Source organism: Teredinibacter waterburyi (genome assembly GCF_001922985.1).
In the GTDB taxonomy this organism is placed as follows: Bacteria; Pseudomonadota; Gammaproteobacteria; order Pseudomonadales; family Cellvibrionaceae; genus Teredinibacter; species Teredinibacter waterburyi.
Window position 1 is genome coordinate 137,897 of record NZ_MRUH01000169.1, and the last position, 20,717, is coordinate 158,613.

At 47.6% G+C, this 20,717-nt stretch carries 16 protein-coding genes; 10 read left to right on the top strand and 6 right to left on the bottom strand.

Annotated elements, in window-relative coordinates; translation table 11 throughout:
- Positions 1-19: 19 nt before the first annotated feature.
- The 4 genes from IDZ20_RS16050 to IDZ20_RS16065 form a co-directional block, all read right to left on the bottom strand.
- Complete coding sequence (locus tag IDZ20_RS16050) at positions 20-2,728, bottom strand: lantibiotic dehydratase (RefSeq protein WP_188152462.1); 2,709 nt, start codon at positions 2,726-2,728, stop codon at positions 20-22.
- 16 nt (positions 2,729-2,744) lie between these two features.
- A complete protein-coding gene (locus tag IDZ20_RS16055; protein WP_188152463.1) occupies positions 2,745-3,500 on the bottom strand; it encodes an ABC transporter permease in 756 nt (251 codons plus the stop codon).
- Positions 3,500-4,291: an ABC transporter ATP-binding protein gene (locus IDZ20_RS16060; RefSeq protein WP_188152464.1), complete on the bottom strand. Its 792-nt coding sequence runs from the start codon at positions 4,289-4,291 to the stop codon at positions 3,500-3,502. Before IDZ20_RS16060 ends, IDZ20_RS16055 begins: the two co-directional genes overlap by 1 nt.
- A gap of 107 nt (positions 4,292-4,398) precedes the next feature.
- Entirely contained in the window at positions 4,399-4,581 is a 183-nt protein-coding gene (locus IDZ20_RS16065) for a thiazolylpeptide-type bacteriocin (protein WP_188152465.1), read from the bottom strand.
- 973 nt (positions 4,582-5,554) lie between these two features.
- Here IDZ20_RS16065 and IDZ20_RS16070 point away from each other — a divergent pair.
- From IDZ20_RS16070 to IDZ20_RS16080, 3 genes are all read left to right on the top strand, one after another.
- Positions 5,555-6,004 carry a DUF2141 domain-containing protein gene (locus IDZ20_RS16070; protein ID WP_188152466.1) on the top strand — a complete coding sequence of 150 codons (450 nt, stop codon included), beginning with the start codon at positions 5,555-5,557 and terminating at the stop codon, positions 6,002-6,004.
- A 123-nt stretch (positions 6,005-6,127) separates the two neighbouring features.
- Positions 6,128-7,384: a YcaO-like family protein gene (locus IDZ20_RS16075; RefSeq protein WP_188152467.1), complete on the top strand. Its 1,257-nt coding sequence runs from the start codon at positions 6,128-6,130 to the stop codon at positions 7,382-7,384.
- A complete protein-coding gene (locus IDZ20_RS16080) occupies positions 7,381-8,778 on the top strand; it encodes a TfuA-like protein (RefSeq protein ID WP_188152468.1) in 1,398 nt (465 codons plus the stop codon). Before IDZ20_RS16075 ends, IDZ20_RS16080 begins: the two co-directional genes overlap by 4 nt.
- Before the next feature lie 145 nt (positions 8,779-8,923).
- Here the strand turns inward: IDZ20_RS16080 and IDZ20_RS16085 are convergent, their stop codons facing one another.
- Complete coding sequence (locus tag IDZ20_RS16085; protein ID WP_188152469.1) at positions 8,924-9,856, bottom strand: glycosyltransferase family 2 protein; 933 nt, start codon at positions 9,854-9,856, stop codon at positions 8,924-8,926.
- Between the two features lie 179 nt (positions 9,857-10,035).
- Between IDZ20_RS16085 and IDZ20_RS16090 the strand changes: the two genes are divergently transcribed.
- Together IDZ20_RS16090 and IDZ20_RS16095 are read left to right on the top strand one after the other, a co-directional pair.
- Positions 10,036-10,446, top strand: coding sequence for a hypothetical protein (locus IDZ20_RS16090; RefSeq protein WP_188152470.1), 411 nt, complete (start codon positions 10,036-10,038; stop codon positions 10,444-10,446).
- A gap of 24 nt (positions 10,447-10,470) precedes the next feature.
- The gene (locus IDZ20_RS16095; protein ID WP_188152471.1) at positions 10,471-12,258 is read left to right on the top strand and encodes a hypothetical protein; all 1,788 of its coding nucleotides are present in this window, start codon (positions 10,471-10,473) and stop codon (positions 12,256-12,258) included.
- A 51-nt stretch (positions 12,259-12,309) separates the two neighbouring features.
- Here IDZ20_RS16095 and IDZ20_RS16100 read toward each other — a convergent pair whose 3' ends face one another.
- Entirely contained in the window at positions 12,310-13,611 is a 1,302-nt protein-coding gene (locus tag IDZ20_RS16100) for a cytochrome-c peroxidase (RefSeq protein WP_245792376.1), read from the bottom strand.
- Positions 13,612-13,813: 202 nt separating this feature from the next.
- On the opposite strand from IDZ20_RS16100, the gene IDZ20_RS16105 reads away from it, so the two are divergent.
- The 5 genes from IDZ20_RS16105 (at position 13,814) to IDZ20_RS16125 (ending at position 20,698) form a co-directional block, all read left to right on the top strand.
- The gene (locus IDZ20_RS16105) at positions 13,814-15,298 is read left to right on the top strand and encodes an imelysin family protein (protein ID WP_188152472.1); all 1,485 of its coding nucleotides are present in this window, start codon (positions 13,814-13,816) and stop codon (positions 15,296-15,298) included.
- 61 nt (positions 15,299-15,359) lie between these two features.
- Positions 15,360-16,976 carry a di-heme oxidoreductase family protein gene (locus IDZ20_RS16110; RefSeq protein ID WP_188152473.1) on the top strand — a complete coding sequence of 539 codons (1,617 nt, stop codon included), beginning with the start codon at positions 15,360-15,362 and terminating at the stop codon, positions 16,974-16,976.
- A gap of 11 nt (positions 16,977-16,987) precedes the next feature.
- Complete coding sequence (locus tag IDZ20_RS16115) at positions 16,988-18,175, top strand: DUF1513 domain-containing protein (protein ID WP_188152474.1); 1,188 nt, start codon at positions 16,988-16,990, stop codon at positions 18,173-18,175.
- 83 nt (positions 18,176-18,258) lie between these two features.
- Entirely contained in the window at positions 18,259-19,380 is a 1,122-nt protein-coding gene (locus tag IDZ20_RS16120) for an imelysin family protein (RefSeq protein ID WP_188152475.1), read from the top strand.
- Between the two features lie 85 nt (positions 19,381-19,465).
- Complete coding sequence (locus tag IDZ20_RS16125; protein ID WP_188152476.1) at positions 19,466-20,698, top strand: hypothetical protein; 1,233 nt, start codon at positions 19,466-19,468, stop codon at positions 20,696-20,698.
- Positions 20,699-20,717 lie beyond the last annotated feature (19 nt).

A 20,717-nucleotide genomic window follows, 5' to 3' on the forward strand; every position in this document is an offset into this window, starting at 1 on the left:
AATAGTTAAGTTAGAATTATTATGGGTCTTGCCGATCGGCAGCCTGCCGCGACAATTCAATATGGAATTCGGCGACGTGCTTACGATCGTCTACCTGTACGTGCTGATCGTCTAAACGGGGAAGTACTTCTGCCAATGTCAAATCGAACTGACTGCGCTTTAGAATGCGCGCTAATTGGCGGACGTAGCGTGGGTCGTCGAACCGAACATAGAAGGGCTTGGCATCTTTAAATGACACTTGATTCCAGTCGATACCGCTGTCCGCACCGGCTACTTTGCCATCACCTATTGGAAAGGCTCGTACAAAGGCCTCGTTGGGAAGGTTGTATTCCTCTTTCCATTTTTGGACGGCCATAAAGAAATCAAACGGTGTTAGATTTTCATCTGGAACAAACTCGCGCGGCACCAGGTGCATGCTTCGAGAGATAACCACATTGCCAACAGAAACGCGCGGAATACGGGTAATTTCACCCTCTTTAATTAAGCCGCAATTGAACAGTGTTCCAATGGTATAAAAGTTAAGACCGTTAGCATTATTGATAGCTATAAAGCGTTGCACCTGTGGCATTAGGCTTGGTATTAGGAACCCCTGGTACCAGACATCCAAAATCTTATCGTCTGAATCGATAAAGACAACTTTGTGGGTAACTTCGTCATAGCGCAGGCGTAGATCGCGTATAGATGTTTTTTCGGTTTGCTGCCAGTTGTTAGCAAAGGGCTCAATGGTGATTTCCTTATCGGCCATACGCGGGTGCTTGTTGGCATTAAACCCAAATACCCCAGGCATTTCGGCATACTGCCCCTCCCGTGAACAGCGATTGAGGTAGTCCTTAATGTGTTCTAGTTGGTCGTCGGGCAAAATTTCTAAGAAACGAGACATCAAACCAGAGTTACCGCCAAAAACCTGATTGATGACAAACTTGGGGTTAGTGTCTGCGTTAAAAACCTGTCCTACATAGCTATGGGAAACGTTGCGATTGCGAATTTGTTGAGGCAATTTTGCGGTCAATTCGCGAAGTGTTTCGGCTGAGACATCGACATCAACATCGCTGGCAAGGTAGGGCGCCATAAATGCATCCCAAGAGTCGGCGATTTCGGAATAATTTTTATAGGTATCTGAATCTGGGGCCATCTTATCCCAGCTGGGTTCAAAGCCGAATTGGGCTACACCATAAATGTCATCGAACTCGCGAATCAGATCCAACGGGTTGGTGCAGATATGGTCAGCACCATAGCGCCAGATAAAATAATCGGCGAATTGTGCTTGAATCTTCTGGTTCATGTCCAATATTGGTGAGAGTTCAAGAATCGCGTGTAAGTCGTCACTAAAGGCAGAAATTGTCGATTCCGATATATCGCTCGCGCAATCAGTTAGATAGGTGTTTTCAAAAAAAGCTGGGCGCTCCATAGTGGGATCAATACTTGACCCAATAGAGCTGGCGAGCTCTTGAGATAGAGCCTCTATTTTTTCGGTAACGTCTGCGCGTGTGGCGTGGTCTTGATTTGCGTAACTTTGTACGTACTCACGTAGTTCGCGAATTTTTAAGACCCCGGTATCAAAGCGGCCATCAAAAGCGGCCAATACTTGTTCTGCCCAGTCGAGTATGTCGACCTGTTCGGTAGCGCCGAGGTCAGGTAGTACCAAACCAATGCTAAACAGCTTGTTGATATAGGCAAACGTGGTTTCGTTGTTTAGCTTGGGCGCCTTTTCGCAAACTCGTGCAATTAATTCGTCGGTATATATTCCTGGGTGATCGGAGAGTGTTTGGAGTATGCACTGCAACGCACCGTTAAGCGGAAGCTCAACTCGAGACTCGCCTGTTCCCCAGGTTTTTCCACCGGCGGTATTGCCTTTGTTCACTTGCGTAAAGCGAAGTTTACTATTGGCAAGTTCGATACTTGAGTTCAAGTACAGAGGGAAATAATCTTTCCAGCCAGTGAAGTCTTCAAGAAGTCGATCGACTATTTGTTTTAAAAGCCCAGACTTATATTCAACGCGACTTTCGGTAGAACTCTTGAATTCTATATGAGGACTGGTGCGATTATCGTTAGCCCAGCTACCTACATAAACTACCGTAAGCGCGGACAATGGGCTGGTCTTTGTAGAGCAACGTGTTAGGTACTGGAATAGGGTGTCGTCTAGTTTGCGTTTTTTCTTCGCATTAATAGGGCGAAGTTCGCCATCACCATAAGTATTCTCAAAATCGCGGAATAGCTTTGGATTTGAATAACTAACGCCTTGACGCATGTTGTTTCGTCGCCAGCTGTTACCTAGGTGACGATAAGCACTAGCGACTTCGTTCTCGTATGCTGTTTGGATTTCAGCGTCCATCTGTTCGAGCTTTACGAGTAAGTCATTTGCAGAACTAATGTGGCTGAATGCTTCGTCGTCGAGTTGGCTTTCCAGGTTGGCTAAAGCGCCCGCTTTAACGCGTTTGCCGTTAAAAAGTGCGCGCTTGCTATTAAGTAGATCACGCGAAAGTGTTTTATCTTCGACCCCGGGAATAAGCGCTTCAAGCGTGGCAACGGCGCCAGCTAATGCTGACGATAAGGTTGTTTCGATATGGCGCTTCTTTTCTATGCAGCGAACGGTTAGCCCGCAGCCAGGAAACTTAAGCAAGTCGACAGGTTCGCCGGCAACTCGCAATATATAGTTAGGGTGATAAAAAATATCTTTTGTCGATGATTCGGCGTTGATAGACGTCTTAATAGCAAGGTTGGTATTCATGATTAATCCTTAATTATTATTTTGCTGACCAGCGAAAAATTCGGCTTGATACGACTAGCCCAATTATCCCTGCGGCAACGCAAATGGATGTAGGTAGTAAAGCGACGCTACTAAATAGACTGCCCTGCCACGATAACCGCAAAATATCGACAACATGTTTCATCGGAATAATGTTGGCAATAACCTGTACGAAACCTGGTAGCTGTTCTAGCGGCATGCCTGCGCCAGAAAGCATTAGCATCACCTGAAAAGTAACAATGCTTGCGCCAAAGGCTGCACCGGACGTTTTGAAGAAGGAACCAAACATGAAGCCAAGAGAAAATAGTGCGAATCCGCTCAGGCTAAGGCCAATAAATATTTGACCAATATGCTCAGGTGGAACCCGATCAAACATTAGCCAGCCAAGAATAAAAATCTGAATTGTACCGCCAAGAAAAAGTAGGAATGAACGTATCGTTGTCGCACTAAAAATGACGCTCATGTGCAAAGGCGTAATTACCAGCCGGCGAAAGAAACCACGCTCTTTATATATAGCTAACCCTGGGCCAATATTAAACAGTGCTACATTTAATAGAATAATCCCCATAAAGCTCGCCGTGTACTGATCGTAGTAGCTGACGCTTCCTTCGCCATAAGTCATGTCACGAAACATAAACCCGAAAATCAAATACATTAAGGCGGGAAATACGAACGCGAAAAACATAACCATTGGTTCACGCATAAAAAGTTTACAGTCTAATAAAAGGTACGATTTGAGCTGTTTGGCGTACATTACTGCTGCTCCTGTTTTTTACTTACATAGTATTCGAATGCTTCATCTAGACCGCCGCCTAAACTTGCGGCTTTTTCTCGAATTTCTTCGGGTAACCCGTTAAACACCACACGCCCCTCTGAGAGCATAATAATTCGGTCGCCGAGATTTACCGCTTCATCCATATAGTGGGTAGTAAATATTAGTGTTTTGCCACGTGATTTAAGTGATTTAAGGCAATTCCACAAATCGCGCCGTGAAATCGGGTCGAGCCCTACGGTAGGTTCGTCGAGCAGTACGATATCGGGGTCATTAATAACGGCGAGCGCTAGTGCGACACGTTGCGCCATACCGCCGGAAAGACTTTTAATTTGTATGTCTAGGTATTCGCCCAGTCGTAGCCACTTTACGATCTCGTCGATTGGCAAGGTTTTTTTATAAAGGGATTTGAAAAAGTTTAGGTAGTCGCGTGCTGTAGCACGTTCGAACAGTTGGGTTTCTTGAAGCTGAACACCGATGCGTTCGATGTGTGCGCCAGGGTTTTTAATAAGGTCGTGATCGAATGCTTTTAGCTCACCGCCAGTGTCAGGTGTTTGTAGCCCGCATAGCAATTCCATCAGCGTTGTTTTACCAGCTCCGTTTGGGCCCATAAGAACAGTGGTTTCGCCCAGGAAGAAATTGATGTCGGTTGGCAGAAGTGCTTTTTTGTCGCCATAGGTTTTAGCAACTTGCTTTACGCTTAGCACACTATTTTTTTCAGTCTCTACTGAAGGTGTTGCGGTGATGTGGTCAATCTTTTCTGCCGCTTCCATGGGTATCTCCAGAACTTTTTAATAAAATTAAATTCGCTATAGTTGGTCGGTGAGAGGCTGCCACGCAATGAGGGTGAAACATTGCGTGGCAGTCTCACCAGACTTAATTAGCCGCCAGTACTTGAACAGCTAGAAGAAGAGCCGCAGCTTGAGCAGGAGTTACAAGAGCTAATACCGCTGGACGCGCCAGTTTCCGGTAAAGCCATTGCATCTTTCATGCTTACTACTTCTAAGTCATTCAAATCCAAGCTATCTACATCTACGTCGTTAAAATCAATTTTGTTAGACATTGGTTATTCCTTTTTAAGTTAAGTTTTAAGTTAATTTTTAAAGCTAATGCCGATTAACGGTGAACAGTTGTCTCGGCGATTACTCCTCACAAAACAACGATATGTAATTTAGTATTCTCAATAAAGTTGAGCGATCCATTTAGGGTGTGACACTCGCTCTATTGATAAATAGTAAAACCGGATTTCATTCCTATACATATTTCGCTGCTTCGTAAGTTGTGTCGATGTTGTCCGACGGGGATCACTCTACCAAACATAATTATTTGAACTAGATGTAACAAGTGACAGTGCGGCGGCTTGAAACTCGCTATTGCGGGGGAGCTGAATGCGGTGTTTTGGATGGCAATAGTTATGTAAGTTTATGTTTTAAATGGAATAAACTCGCCGAATATGAAATCTATTATTAACGACGGGAAAGATGTTTTTAGAAGTTAGATAAGCTGTAACTTCTGCCAGTATCCCGATGAATTTTTGCCGTTATTCATAGAACGATATTGGCGTTGTTACGCTGAAGTGAGTATCGCAAAAAGTCTTCATTCTTTATTGGAATGGCGGAACCTTAGCCGTGATTGGTATTTGAATCTGCGAACTCTGCTACCAGGGAGGGGCGGTAGTAATCATTTAGTGGGTGGCGTTAGCGCTCTGTGTTTGTAGGGGGGGGCGCAGGACGCGCTGAATAGCCTAGCGGAGTTTAGTTTGCTAGCGAATGGGGTTGGCATATCGGCTATTTAGAGGGCGATACCTGCAAGATCTTGCAGTAGTGCGATTCAGCGCTTTTGCCTATCCTGTCGTTACGTTGATTACGTTGCTCTTCTGTAGTTAGCCAGTCAACGTTTTTTGGTTTCGAATGTTTGCGTATCCGAAACGCCAAGGACGGCATCCAAACCACTATGGAAAGGTGGAACCAGCATTTGAAGCTCTATCTAATTTGTTAGGCTGGCAAAAATTGCCCGACCGAATTCAGGAGATGAACATGAGAAAGTTTACTTTTAAAACCATCGCACAAGTGTTTGTCGGTGTGGCCTTGGTTGCAGCCCAGCAGCCCGTGATCAGCGGTACTGGTGTAAACGTTACCGTTGCTATAACCGGTGTGCGTTCCGATGAAGGTAGCTTACGCACCGCATTGTGTACCAGTGAAGACAGCTTTCCGTCGGACTGTAAAATTCGTAAAGAAGTTAAGGCTTCGCAAGGCACCGTAAAAGTGGAGTTCGAAGGTGTGGCGCCAGGCCGATATGCATTTGCGGTATTTCACGATGAAAACGCCAACGGGCGAGTGGATATGAAAAATTTTATCTTTCCAAAAGAGGGTTTGGCATTTGGAAAGGATGCAATGGGTACTCGCGGTATTCCAAAGTTTGAGCAGGCCGCCATCGAGATAGAGGGCGAAAGTAAGAGCGTGGTGAAAATGCGTTATATGCGCTAACAGTAACGAAGAAAATCATTCGCTACGTCGCCGTTAATTCGGCGCGCTAGTTTTTGTTGTGTGGTAATTCCCATACGCCACAAGTATTGCCACAAAACACGCTGTAGGAAAGTAGGAGATCTTATGTTTGCAAACCATAACGCTCAGGATAAGACCTATTTTGATGGTACTCATCGAGCCTGCAGCCCCGAAGAAACCTTTAATCGTAATTGGCCGCTGGCAAAACAGTTGGGTATTACCCGCGTAGCGGATATTACCGGGCTCGATACTATTGGTATTCCAGTGTGTGTTGCTATTCGGCCAAATTCACGTGGACTATCAACTTCGCAAGGCAAGGGCTTAGATCTATTTTCGGCCAAGACATCGGCGTTAATGGAAAGCATAGAAAGTTGGCACGCCGAAAATATAGATTTGCCGTTGCGACACAATTCTTATGCGGGCTTAATAAACGCCGGCGAGCAAGTGGTGGACATAACCAGCATCAGTACCTACACCGATAGCTATGTAAGTTCGACCACACCCATCTATTGGGTGCAAGGGCAAGATCTGATTAGCCGCAAACCGATGTGGGTACCGTTTGATACCGTAAGTACGAATTTTACTTGGTCCGGGCGGGGTAGCACTCAGGCCAATTTTGTTATTTCCACTAATGGACTTTCATCTGGTAATACCCAGCAGGAGGCCATTGCCCACGCGCTTGCGGAGGCTGTGGAAAGAGATGCAATTGAACTTGCACGAGACGCCATTCGCGCAGGTGCAACTAGTATCAAGGTAAAACCAGAGACCATAAATGATGCGAACTGCCAAAAGCTATTCGACGCACTAGCACAGGCGGATATTCTCTATGGTGTCTACAACATAACCTCCGATTTTAAGATTCCATGCTTCTCATGCACCATCGTCGACCGAGAGTCTCAAGGACGCTGGCGCACGCTACCGGCTTTTAGCGGGTATGGTTGCCATCCCTCCCCAGAAGTTGCGGTTATGCGTGCGGTAACGGAAGCAATTCAAAGCCGCTTGACGCATATTTCCGGTAGCCGCGACGATATCTTTTGGGCCGAGTACAGTAAGTTGGGCAACAGCGATGACCTAGATCAATACCGTCGTATTATTGAAGATATACCGGCGAGCGTAGACTTTACTAAAATCGAATCGATTAGCAGCCAAGGTTTTAATACCGATATCCAGCAAATGTTGGATATATTAGATAATAAAGGTGTAAGCCAAGTAGTGGTGGTTGACCTTTCTAAACCGAATATAAATGTGCCCGTGGTGAAAGTGGTCGTAGCTGGATTGATGTCGCCCAGCGAGAAATCCGGCACCAAACAAGTGCGCGCTATAAAGCGCGAGGTCAATACTGCGCGAGGATTAACTGCATGAGTGTCTATGTCTTTTTAGGCCCGAGTTTGCCTCTAGCTGAAGCGGAAGCGCTATTAAGTGCGGAGTATTACCCGCCGGTGGCGATGGGTGATATCTATAACATTGTTAGCCAGCGAGCCAAAAGCGGTGATTGCCTGTTAATTATTGATGGTGTGTTCGAACAAGTACCTGCGGTGTGGCACAAAGAAATTCTGTTCGCTTTATCACAAGGCGTACATGTTATGGGAGCTTCCAGCATGGGCGCACTGCGTGCCGCGGAGCTAGATAGCTTTGGCATGCGAGGCTTAGGCGACGTGTACGAAGCCTATGCGAACGGCAGTATAAATGATGACGATGAGGTTGCAGTCGCTCACGCATCGGCGGAGTCTGGATACCGTTCTCTTTCCGAGGCAATGGTGAATATTCGTGCAGCGGTCGCAGACGCGCAGCAGGAAAACTATCTGGATGTGAATACAGCAAGCTGGATCATTAATACTGCAAAAGCGCTGTACTACCCAGATCGAAACTGGCCGACGTTGTTGCAGATTGGCCGCGAGACTGGTTACGAGCAGCAGCTTACGGCTTTCAAAACATTTTTACGAGAGCGCAAGCCAAACCAAAAACGCGAGGATGCAATTGCGGCACTTAATTTTCTAGCACAGCCAGAGAATTTACCCAGCACGCCGTTTAAAGCGGAATTCGTTTTTGAAACTACCAGTTTCTGGGTTGGCCTTACTCGCACCGCTGCAATGAAAGTTACCCTACCTAGAAGTGATGCCCGTGCTAAACCTAACGTTGTTGCCGAACCTTCGATTGGTGAAGGACGGAATGTCGGCATAGATGAACAGGCGGCGCTTGCGCACTTGAAGTCTCAACCCGTGCAATGGCAGAAATACACCACTACAGCTCTAATCGGCAAGTTGGTTAGTGCGTTAGGGGATGAGCTTCATGTTAGCGCAGATGATTATAAGCAGGCTTTAAGCGAGTTCTGTGTAGCGGAAGATCTTCGCTCTGGTGTTGCACTAGAGGCGTGGCTTAGTGCTCGCCAGTTAAGTCGTGCGCAATTTAATGCCGAGATAGAAAATAGAGCGCGGTTGGCAATATTTACGCGTATACACAGTCACGATATTGAGTATCGCGCCCAGGTTCAAAGTAAGCTTGATAATCGCTGGGGGGCCGCGGTCGACTATACGCACAAGGCAAAACTAATGCTGTCGCAGCTGGGCATTCAAAAGCCGAACCTTGAGTCTGCTGGTGTTACAGCCGATCAGCTGCAAGCGTGGTACGAGAAAACCCACAATGTAAATATAGATTTTTCGGATCGCACGGTCGCTCGCTTGGGGTTTGAATCTACACGCGACTATATCAATCAATTACTTATCCAATATATTGTTGAGCAGCGAGCGGCTGCATAACAACGTCGTTCCGTTCAATACTCACGTTTTTATCTAGGTTTCGGTTAGGCCAAGACTTGGGCGCAGGCTATCGAATTTAGCTGAATACGAAAGCATACGTACTATCTCTAAGAAATTTAATCGATATTCGCTAATATTTTTTTAATTAAGATGGTGATCGTTGTTTGGGCAAGACCGTACGAAGGTTAAACCAGCTGTGATAGAGGGAGCCAATTGTACATATTGCAATAGATGTCATTAAAAACCCCGCCTGTAGCGCTTGCCACGATATACCAATAGTGCCACGGAAGTTACCATTCATAACGTGAACGCGAAACGCCCACCACAACAGAGCCTTATGGTTACTGGGATAGGTGCGAAAGAATAAAGGATGGCATTTAAACAGATTTTCGTAGGCATAGTTACGAGAGTAGGACGAGAAAGTTCCAGAGGTTAACCTGTTCGTATGTAACTCATTTTTAAGAATTCCTACGCAGGGCAAGTAATAGGGTACGGCTTCGTTTGTTAGCAGCTTAATAAATAAATCGGTATCTTCGCCAACGTTAAACTTTGGGTTGAAACCGCCACACTCCTCGAACACTTCTTTACGTATCGCTAGGCCAAAGCTAGCGCCAAGGGCAAGGATATTGGCTATTTTTTCGTGTTGTGTCTCAGCGACGGCAGGCTTTCGTACAATTTGAGTCAAATGTTTTCCGCCGACGTGTTGCGGTGGGAATACAAATTTTACACCGCACCAACAATAATCAAACGTCTCTGTTTTAATCGCGGTTGCCACCGCATTTAGATAGCCTGGTGCCATGAGGTCGTCGTCATCTAAAAAAACAATCCAATCGCCACTTGCGTTTCGTACACCGGTATTGCGAGCGACGGATACGCCTAGCGCATTCGGTTGTGTTATGTAGTTTACCGATTTGCCAAATTCTGCTAAGAAATCGCTGTAATCCTCATTGGATCCATCGTTTACAACAATTATTTCGCTGTCGGGTACATCTTGGGCGATAAGCGATTTTACCGCACGACGCAAATGATTAGGTCGATTATGCGTTGGTATAACAATTGAAAATTTAGGCGGAGTCATAGCGCTATCCGGTAGTGTATTAAATATAGTCTTATGTCATTACATACTACCCTTTTGCCCATGCTTAGCACCTCTAAGATCTAACAGCTACGTTAACTTTTTGTGTGGGGTAAGCTAACTGCCAGTATGAAAATATAATTTCGCAGCGTAATTAGTCGTAACTAATTAAGGTTTTTACAATGTATACACCTCCGCCAGAGATATTCTCCACCTTGTGCGATTTCCGTTCTTACTCTCCCGCCCCCTTGTCGGCGGATAATATTAAGTGGTTTAAATATGCTGCAAGGTGTGAAACGGCTACGCTACTTTATAACGAGTTTAACGAACCCAAGGGCTATGTAGTGTGGGCTGAGATCAGTCGAGAAACACTGAATATACTTTGGAAAACAAATCAATTTCCACGTTACATTTACGAATGGGAAGAAGGAAAAATTCGTTTGATTCTCGATGTTTCAATTGACCCGGGCGAACGCGAATCAATAGTCAAGGCGCTGCGAACACTACTGCGCAGCTGGAAAATAGTTGCGTTCAAACGTCGCGAGTTACGCCTGTATGTTCGTAATAATATGCGATTTAAAAGACTCTTCTAGCTCCATATCCATAGGAAATTTGTTGTGAGACCATCCAAATTATTACCGGAAATGCTGGTGCCCTGTGAAGTGAAAAATATGCCAACAGAAGGGTTGGTGTGGGCCGATAGTGCGTTTATTGCTGCTCAATCGTCTGACGCGGCTGTAGCGGATAAGCGCCAAAAAATAACCGATGATTGGTCTATAGGTATAGATGGGTCGCCTTGTTTCGAAGGTGTAGATTTTATCGGGGGCACCGAACAAAAAGTGTTTGGTGAACGCTATGGCGGCTTTGGTACGGCTAAAAATGGTGGTGGTGTACGCTGTGTTAATCGTGGTGACGTGCAAGCTAAAGGTATCGGCGTTAACCCATTAATAGGGCGAGACGCGTTAGAGGGCTACTGTACAGGCTCGTTAAATTTACTGGAAGGTGTTACCGAAACGGTATTTTCGAGAGTGCTGAATCGGGTGTTCCCGTTGGGTGCCGCAAAAATATATGGCTTGATTGCTACCGGCCCGAAAATGTCGACTTATAAAAATGCCGATGTAGAAAAATTCGCGAACGGCGTTGATTGTTGGGGGGCGATTTTGCTGCGTGAAGCCTGTGTCAGGCCAGCCCATTTTTTTCGGACAATCGACTACCAGCGTCACCCAAACTATAAGCACCAGCTAATGTCGGATGTAGCGCGAGTGCGTCGGGTTAATCGTGAGTTTCGAAAATCTTGTGGTGACGATAAGGGTTTTTTGGGCGTGCTTGGCCAGTTTATTAAAAATCATGCAAATCAATTTGCCTTCGCTAGGGTAGCGCGTTTTGCACACGGGGCGGCCACAGCTTCTAATTTGACCTTGGACGGGCGCTGGCTTGATCTGCCTATCTCCAGCTTCCTGCCGGGCAATCGGAACTATCGCTTGTCACTCAATCAGTTGCCATTTTTTAGCGAACACAAGGTTTTGGACCCAACAATTGTCGAGCTGGCCTATACCTATGGGAAGTACAACGAAGTACATATCGATCCGAACCCCTTAATTGAATACTACCATCGGCTTTATCGTTATTATTTACATCGACATTGCGGTTGGGTGTTGGGAGTTTCGAGTGACGCTTGGCCCAAGCCGGGCCAGTCGGCGGGAGCGGATGACTTTGTCGAAATACTGCTCGATATGCTTGATGATAATAAACGCATGATATGGAATTCGCCCTATGTACTGGAGAGCTACGACCCTGTTTCGCAGTTGTTGACTTATTTATTTTCCGAAGGCGGACAGTTGTACCCAGTAGATACCGATCTGCCAAAGCGAATTCAAGCGATGCTGGATGAGCGTTTACCAGCAAATAAAGGTTTAGAGCTTGTGTCGAGTTTTTTTCTGGGTTCGGCCAATGCAGCGGCAGAGACAGTTGCAACGGCGATTCGTGCATTAAAGCGAACGCTGTTGTCTTCGTTATTTTATAGCGGCAGAGTTCGCAGTCATTTAGAGTCGCTGATCGATGCTGAAGATATAAGCGTTTATGAAGAGTTTATAGAGCGATGCGACCGCCAAGCCGATTGGATTTTTGAGGACGATGGCAACTTGGTATATCTGTATCGTTCGTCGGATGCGTGCCTAGCCTGGTCGGTGAACGAAGCGACGTTTGTTGTCGCTAGCTCCGACGGCGTTTTACAAAAATGCAGCTCAGCTTCACAGTGGTTACAGTCAAAGCCTAAGCATATTTTTTGTGTCGACGGCTACGACTTTTTTCCGGTGGTACTGAAAATACTTTCAGCTGCCGAGGCGATTACAGTGGTGAAATCTCAGCCGTACGAGGCGTGCAGTTCCTTTGCGGCTAGCCGTTAGTTGGAATAAAAACCAAAGGCTGGCAGGTTTGATTTTGCATTCGCTGCCATATTAGTCGCCGCAATCAATGCCTTTAGCTTCAATCAAGTGCTGGTAGCGGCTGTCGGTTAAGGTACGTAAAAAACATACCAGAGCTTCAACCTCCTCGGCGGATAATTTATTGCCGTCTTCCAATTCCGTTAAGGCTACCGTTTCACTAACTTCTGGCTCACGCCAAGCCAAGCCCGTTTCTGGGTTAAGGGTGTGAACCGAATCGGTTAGGAAGTGATCGTAAAATTCAATGACGGTTTTTAAATCCCTAAATACACCGTTGTGCATGTAGGGTTCCGTTACCGCCACGTTGCGTAAGCTCGGCACTTTAAACTTGCCTACTTCGCCGCGATCGCTAACAGCGCCGTTTTCGAACAAGCCTTCGTCGATAAAGTCTTCGCCTTTGCCGTTTACTGCACGTATATCGACATTCGCGGGCACACCGATATTGTGATATTCGAAGTTGGTGAACAGCTCTTGTTTGTGGCTGTTGGCGTGTAGCTGGTGGCAGGTGGCGCAGTTGGTAAACTGCTGGGAGAAAAACAGTGCCTTACCTTGCGCCGCTTTCGATAGAGGGTCGTACTGGTATTCGCCTTTTAGCGATAAGTCGTAGAGCGAATCGAAGGGCGCGAATTCCGGTGTTTTTTCAAACTCGCCAATACTGTCGGCCATGGCGGCATAGGCCAATTCCGTATTGTCGAATATGGTGCTGCCGTAAAGCCGTTTCAGCGCGGCAACATAGTCATCGTTTTCTTCTAGGCGCATTACCGCCGTAGCTTTGTCGGCCAGCCCCATTTCAATAGGGTTGGTTGGTGGTGCCTCGGCTTGGGCGGCAAGATTGGTGGCGCGACCATCCCAAAATTGACCGCCAACAAAGCCGGTGTAATCACCCTGTTGGCTATTAAAGCGCGCGTGACTGCTCTGCCCGAAGGGGGGGCTAAACATCGCGTAAGCGGCGCTCGGAGTATTGCGATCACCGAGGGAAAGCTCGTCGTCACCGAGCGACACTGCTGGAATTTCACCCTCGGCATTTAAACGATTGTCGATAAAGGCGTGGTCGGGGTTGTGGCAGGTGGCGCAGGACTGGCTACGATTCTCGGAGAAATTAACATCCGCAAACAACAGTGCGCCTAGCTCAGCTTTTGATGTTATGGCGCTGCCAGACGAGCTGCTAGTAGAGGAGCTGCTCGACGATGAACTGCTGCTAGAGGAACCCGAACCATTACTACTACCAGAAGTTCCGCCGCCACAACTCGCCAAAACAAATGCGCTGCTCAGTATAAGTGGTAGGAATCGCTTGCCCTGCTTACTGCATTTTGTCACCGGAACACCCGCCTGTTAATCACCTAGTATTTGTGAGGAAAAGCACTTTATCACAAGCATCACATATAGTTAACAATAATCGTTCTCGTAAGTAGTTGATAGTAATTATCATTTAGATTATGATCTCCACCACTAATCTTGGCTTCAAACTTTGGCCCCAATGCCTGTATTCAGGTGTTCTTATGTTAAGTGGAACTTCGTTATGACCCTTTTTGTTGATCTGCATAAAAGCGCTACTCGCGCAGTTTTCGGCATTGCTCTCACCTCACTGTTAGCGGCTTGTGGCGGTGGCGGCTCTTCTTCTAGCTCAGATGGAGGCTCGTCATCTAGCTCTTCTTCATCGTCCAGTTCCAGCTCGTCCGGTGCGATGCTTAATATCGACAATGTACGCAAGGTGTTAAACACCAACGCAGACATTGCTTTAGCCGTTTATAGTGACGCGGTCGATACTGCAGTTGAATTGCAAACAGCTATTGCGACTTTTAAAGCCGAGGCAACACAAGATAATTTGGATGCCGCCAAGCGGGCGTGGTTGGTCGCGCGCGAGCCCTACGGTCAGAGTGAGGTTTACCGCTTTCGTTTAAGCCCTATCGATTCTACCGATTACCAAAGTGAAGACGGCCCGGAAGGCGATATTAATGCTTGGCCGTTGGGTGAAGCCTTAATCGACTATGTTACCACCGGTACCGATTTTGGTGATGACCAAGTAGGTGTGAGCGAGCACGCTACTGGTGTGAATTACCCAACTGAAAATATTATTAACTCAAGTGTTACCATTGATACCAGCTTAATTGCCAACACAGCAACTGCAGGTGACGAGCACGATGTTATTGCCGGTTACCACGCCATAGAATTTATGTTGTGGGGGCAGGACTTAAACAATGACGGCAGCGCAAATACCGAATCCGATCGTGAGTTATCGTCCGGCGGCAACCTGCTAAATTCTGGCGGGCATCGACCGCTAACCGATTTCACTACCGACCAGTACGCGGCGCGTCGTTTTCAATACCTTGAAGTTGTAGCCGAAAAATTGGTGGCAGATTTAACCAGTGTGCGCGACGGTTGGGTTGCCGGCGCTAGTTATCGCAGCGCCTTTACGACTATCGAAAACGAAACCGAAGCGAAAGCGAAGTTGGCCGAAATTCTTACCGGTATGGGCACCTTGTCTGAAGGTGAGCTAGCGGGTGAGCGTATGCAAATCGCGTTTAGTTCGAACTCCCAAGAAGATGAGCATTCATGCTTTTCGGATAATACCCACCGCGATGTGTGGCTAAATGCTGAAGGTGTAAGTAATAGTTACTACGGTGATTATACTGGCTACGATAGCACCCTCGACGGCATTGATAATACAACCGATCGTGCGGTTAACGGCTATGGTTTAGATGACTATCTACTCGATGCAGGTTTAACCGATCTTGCCGATTCTGTGGCGGCGGCACTTAGTACCACTGCAACTCACTATACCGAGATTGATTATTCAGCGCGGGTAGACGGCAAGCCATTTGATGTTTTGATCATGGACGAAAACCGCAATGCGGCTAACCCCATATACAAAACGATTATCGCCTTGAATGCACAGTCGACACTTATTGCGGAAGTAGCTAATACCTTAGATGTTGGTGTGGCTGTGGTAGATGGTGATGCTTCTAGTTGTGATACTACTCAGCCGGGTAATAGTTGCGACTAACTTAGTTGGTTGAGACGTTAATATGTCTAACCCGAAATGTATGTTCAACCCGATGTAGTTTATGGGCAAAAAATATCGTTTCGTAACCTTTGTAAAAAAGCCGGTTTTTACCCGGCTTTTTGCGTTTTTGTTTGTATTGCTTGCCAGTTTAAGTTACGCAATATTTTTACTCGGTTGCGATCCTTATAACTCCCCCGTAGGTAGCCGCTTTGATGTGCCCGCACCAACTAAGGCCGAGCTTTTACCTGCAGGAGCGGCGACCATCATGGGGCAGGCTTTTCCGCGCTTTGATCAGGCGGCAGCCAACCTACCGCAAGCGCTCAAGGCGAATTTTTTCGCCGGGAAAGCGCTCGCCGAACAACCTTGGATAAAAGCCCCAGCAACTACCAACGCGCGCGATGGTCTCGGCCCAATCTACAACGCACGCAGCTGTTTGGCCTGTCATATCCAAGGCGGTCGTGGAATTATTCCGGCCAACGATGGCGCCGACTTGGTTAGTGCTATTGTCCGATTAAGCGTCGCGTCGCCGTCTGCAAATGAAATGCAGTTTGTCGAAATTGGCGTATGGCCAGAGCCTCGCTACGGCGATCAACTGCAAACCCAGTCGACCGCCTTGGCGCATCAACTTGGAAAAATTAAAAACCCGCAACAGGGTTACGAGCCCAGTGCCGGAGAAGTACTGCCCGAGGCTTACGTCAGTGTCGATTGGTTAAATGAGCAATTTGTTTACCCCGACAAGACCGCAGTGCAATTGCGTCGCCCCAAGTTAAACTTTAGCTTTATGGGCTATGGCGAATTTGCCGAGGGCGTACAAATAAGCCTACGCAATGCGCCGGCCATTCACGGCATGGGTTTGTTGGAATTAATAGACCAGTACGATATAAATCGCTGGGCAGATCCAAGTGATAATAATCGCGATGGTATTTCGGGTCGAATCAATCAAGTGTGGGATTCGGTGCTACATACCCGACGCCCTGGGCGTTTTGGCCACAAAGCAAACCGACCAAATGTGGCCAGTGCGGTTGCCGCGGCCTTTGTCAATGATGTCGGTATTACCAACCCTATTTTTCCGCAGCAGCCCTGTACCGAATACCAATTAAATTGCCTGCAGCAAATTCACGGCGCGGCAAATCCGTCTGTAAACAAGAATCAACTGGAGCGCACTTCGGGTAAAACGAATGATGACGATGCGGTTGAACTACCACAACATCTTTTAGAACTCGTGATAAATTTTAATCGCAATCTCGGAGTGCCCCAGCGACGTGATGCAACGAGTGAAAGCGTTTTGGCTGGGCGCGAACACTTTTATAGATTGGGGTGTGCGGCTTGTCATAGACCGAGTTATACCACGCAAAAAAGTGCCGATTTTCCGCATTTGTCTGAACAGATTATTTGGCCCTATACGGATTTATTGCTCCACGATATGGGCCCAGAATTGGCCGATGGCCGACCCGACTTTCTCGCCAGCGGTAGCGAGTGGCGCACACCACCTTTGTGGGGCTTAGGCTTAAGCGAACAGGTTAACGGCAGTAACAACCTACTACACGATGGCCGCGCGCAATCGGTAGAAGAGGCCATTCTTTGGCATGGTGGCGAAGCCGCTGTGGCACGGGATCGCTTCGTGCACATGTCGGCAACCGCTCGGGCAAGCTTAATTGCTTTTGTAAATTCACTTTAAAATTACACACTATGATATTCAGTCGAAAAAAAATCGCGGGTCTTGATCTTGCTCGGCGCCGTTATCTTGCGGGTAGCAGCGCGTGGCTGGTGAGTTTGCCTTTTACGGCGAGTCACAGTTTCGCAAATGCCAACACCGGTGTGCATAAAAAGATAGGGTTTGACGATTGCTGGGTGTCGGCTCAGGGCGATAGCCCTGCAACCTACGGCACGGCTTGGCTAAACAGTCGCGACCAAATGATACAAATCGCGAACAGTGGCTTTCGTGGTCACGACTGTGTTGCCCTGGCAAATAAAGACAACCACGTGTTGATGATTGCGCGTCGCCCCGGTCGAACTGCGACGGAATTAAATATATTGTCCGGCGCGCAGAGTGCGCAATTTAGTTGCCCTGAAAATCGTCAGTTTGAAGGTCACGCCTGTTGTAGCGGGGATGGTCGGATGTTGTACACAACAGAAACCGATCGCTACAGTGGAGAGGGCTATATCGGTGTCTATCGCAGTTCCGATTACCATCGTATTGGTGAGTACCCAAGTGGTGGCATTGGCCCTCATCAATTAAAACTTATGCCAGATTTAACCACGCTGGTGGTGGCCAATGGCGGTATGCGCGGCAAAGCCAATAGCGAAACCTGGTTGCCGACAAATTTGGATAGCATGCAGTCGAGCCTAGCCTACTTAAACGCTGCAACCGGCGAGTTGCTGGAGCAGCGTTTTTTAGCGGAAGAAAAAGCCAGTATCCGTCACCTAGATGTTACCGCCGAAGGGGTTGTTGTCGTGGGGTTACAGGTACAGCGCAGCGCAATGACGAGCGATAAAATCGTCGCGCTCGGTGCAGTGCATCGACGTGACAGTGAACTTAAATTGTTAACGGCCCCCGATATCCTCTGGCAAAATATGCGCGACTACGTTGGCAGTGTCGCAGTCAACAATCAGTTTAATCGTTTGGTTTTAACCAGTCCGCGCGGTAATGTAGCGGCGTTTTGGGAGATCGAATCTGGCGAGCTTGCGGGCTACCTCAGCTTGCATGATGTGTGTGGGGCGGCCATGACTGCAGACCAAAGTGAATGCGTACTCTCTAACTCCAGCGGCGCGTTGCGTTTTATAAATATGGCGAATTTGCAAGAACAGCGCGCTAAGCGCCTAGCGTTCGAACAGTTACGTTGGGATAACCATTTGGTTAATGTAAGTGCTCGTTAGCGGGGCGTTAGATGGGCACAATTGAATTTAATATGCTCGATCTCATTGGTCGACGAATAAATATATCCACAGGGGTGGTGTAGATGCAGTTTAGAAAAGTGAGTAGTGGCTACCGTTTAGTAGTTCTGACGGTATTGTCGGGCGTGTTACTGGCCAGTTGCGGCGGTTCGCGCGGCAACGATCCGGTGGTGGCGAATCAGGCTAGCCTCGATGAAACCTTAGTAAGAATAACCGAGAAAACCCTAGTGCCAGCGGTTAATAATTTTGCTGGTGCTGCTGCTCAGTTCGATGCAACGGTTGCCGATTACTGCGCGGCGCCAAGCGAAGCGGTATTGATTGCACTGCAGGATAATTGGCGGCAACTGGCGTCTAGCTGGTATCGCGTTATCCCCTATAACTTTGGCCCGCTTAACGATGATGTGGTCTTCCCCGAATATATTCAGTTCGACTCGCTGCGGTTGCGCGGCACTAACTACCGGGCAACGGTTCGCACACAGGTAACCCAAAATATTCAGGCAGAATACGCGTTAGATGAAGCTTATTTTGCATCGCAAGCCTTTCAGAAGATGGGTTTGTTAGCGCTCGAAGTGTTGGTTTTCGAAACCTCGGGTTTAGCGGATGGCGAAACGATCAGCCCGGCTGAACCGACCAGTGCGAATATCAATTTTGATTATTTTCTATACCCGCGCAAGTGCGAGATGTTAATAGGCGTGTCGCAACAGTTTACCGCGCGCGCCGAAGCAGTTCAGCAAGGTTGGACTACGCAGTATAAAAATAGCGGCAGTAGCTATGCTCAGCTTTTTGCTAGCAATAATTTAGATGCGGGAACCGATAACATCACGGTACTGCTTACTAGCGTGCAGGAGTTTTTAGACTATTTAAAACAGCGTAATGTGGTAGCCATTGCGGCGCAGTCGTCGGGTTACGCTTGGACTTTGTTAGAGCAAAGTATTGATGAGATAGACGGCTTATTAAATGGGAGCCGCACAGACAGCTTTAATATATTCGCCATTATGACGGCCGCAGGTTACACCCAGCCAGTGGCAACGGTGCGCGAAAATATCGCTTTTGCACGAGCCAGCATCGCAAACAAAAATGCTATCGACTTAGGTGTTGCCTTGGCGTTACTAGACGGTAATTTTAAACGTGAAATACCCGATAGCCTCGATGTGGAATTGGGAATCAACTTTACTGACGGCGACTAATGCCAGCGGCAGTCAAGGTCGACGGCCAGAGCGTCTATTCACGAAATTATAATTTTTAAATTGCACATAATCACAGGACCAGAACATGAATTTCTCCCCAAAACATATCTTGCTGCCATTTACCTTTAGCGTGGCAGGCGCGGCACTGGCTTCGTTTAGTTATGCTGCAGAAACCCCACCGCCGGAAGTCGAGGTGCGGGAAAAGCAAACGGTCGAAGCATTACAGCAGCGTATCGAAGAGCTAGAAATAACCCTAAACGAGCGCTTAGAATCCTTGGCAGATGCAGTAGAAGCTAATCCGTCAGCCGAGGCAGTCAGTAGCAATCGTGTGCATATTGGTGGCTACGGTGAAATGCATTACAACAACCTCAGCATAGAAACCAATAGCGAAACCCCAGACCAAGACTTTCGCCAGTTAGAACTACACCGCATGGTGTTGTTTATTGGTTACGAATTTAACGATTGGGCGCGCTTTATTACTGAATTCGAAGTGGAGCATGTTTTGGTTAGCGATGGCGCGCGCGGCGCAGTTGAAATCGAGCAGGCCTATGTCGAATTAGACCTACAAAAAAACATGCATCTAAAAACCGGTGTGCTACTTGCGCCCTTGGGCATCATTAACGAAACCCACGAACCGCCAACCTTTTATGGTGTTGAGCGCCCCATCATCGAAACCACCATAATTCCAACCACCTGGTATGGTGCCGGTGCAAGCCTAAAACAGAGTTTCGATAACGGCGTAACCTACGATTTGATGATTTCGGAAGGTCTCAAAACCGACGACCCAACCTCTAACCCTAATGCCGAGCCATTTAATTTAAAGCAGGGTAAGCAAAAAGCGTCGTTCGCCGCCGCCTACGATATGGCGGTAACAGCACGTGTTGCCTACCGTGGTATTAAAGGGCTAGAGCTTTCAGGTTATACCCAATATCAGCCAGATCTCGACCAAAGTGCCGAAATCTCCTATGCCGATGCAGCCACTCTTGTTGGCGGCCACGCAATCTACCAGTGGGATCAGTTCACCGCCAAGGCGCTTTATGCGCGCTGGCAGCTGGACGGCGATGCCGCGGCAGACGCCGGTAAAGACGTACAAGATGGCGGCTATATAGAGTTGGCCTGGAAGCCGGCTGAACGCTGGGGCCTGTTCGCGCGTCAAAGTGAGTGGTCACAAACAGAAGGTGAGAGCAACAGCCAAACCGACATCGGCGTGAGCTTTTTGCCGCTGGAAGATGTTGTCTTCAAGGCCGACTACCAATTCCAAAGTGGCGACACTCAGGAAACCCAAGGCTTTAACCTAGGCGTTGGCTACCAGTTTTAGATCATCCCCCCGCCTCTAG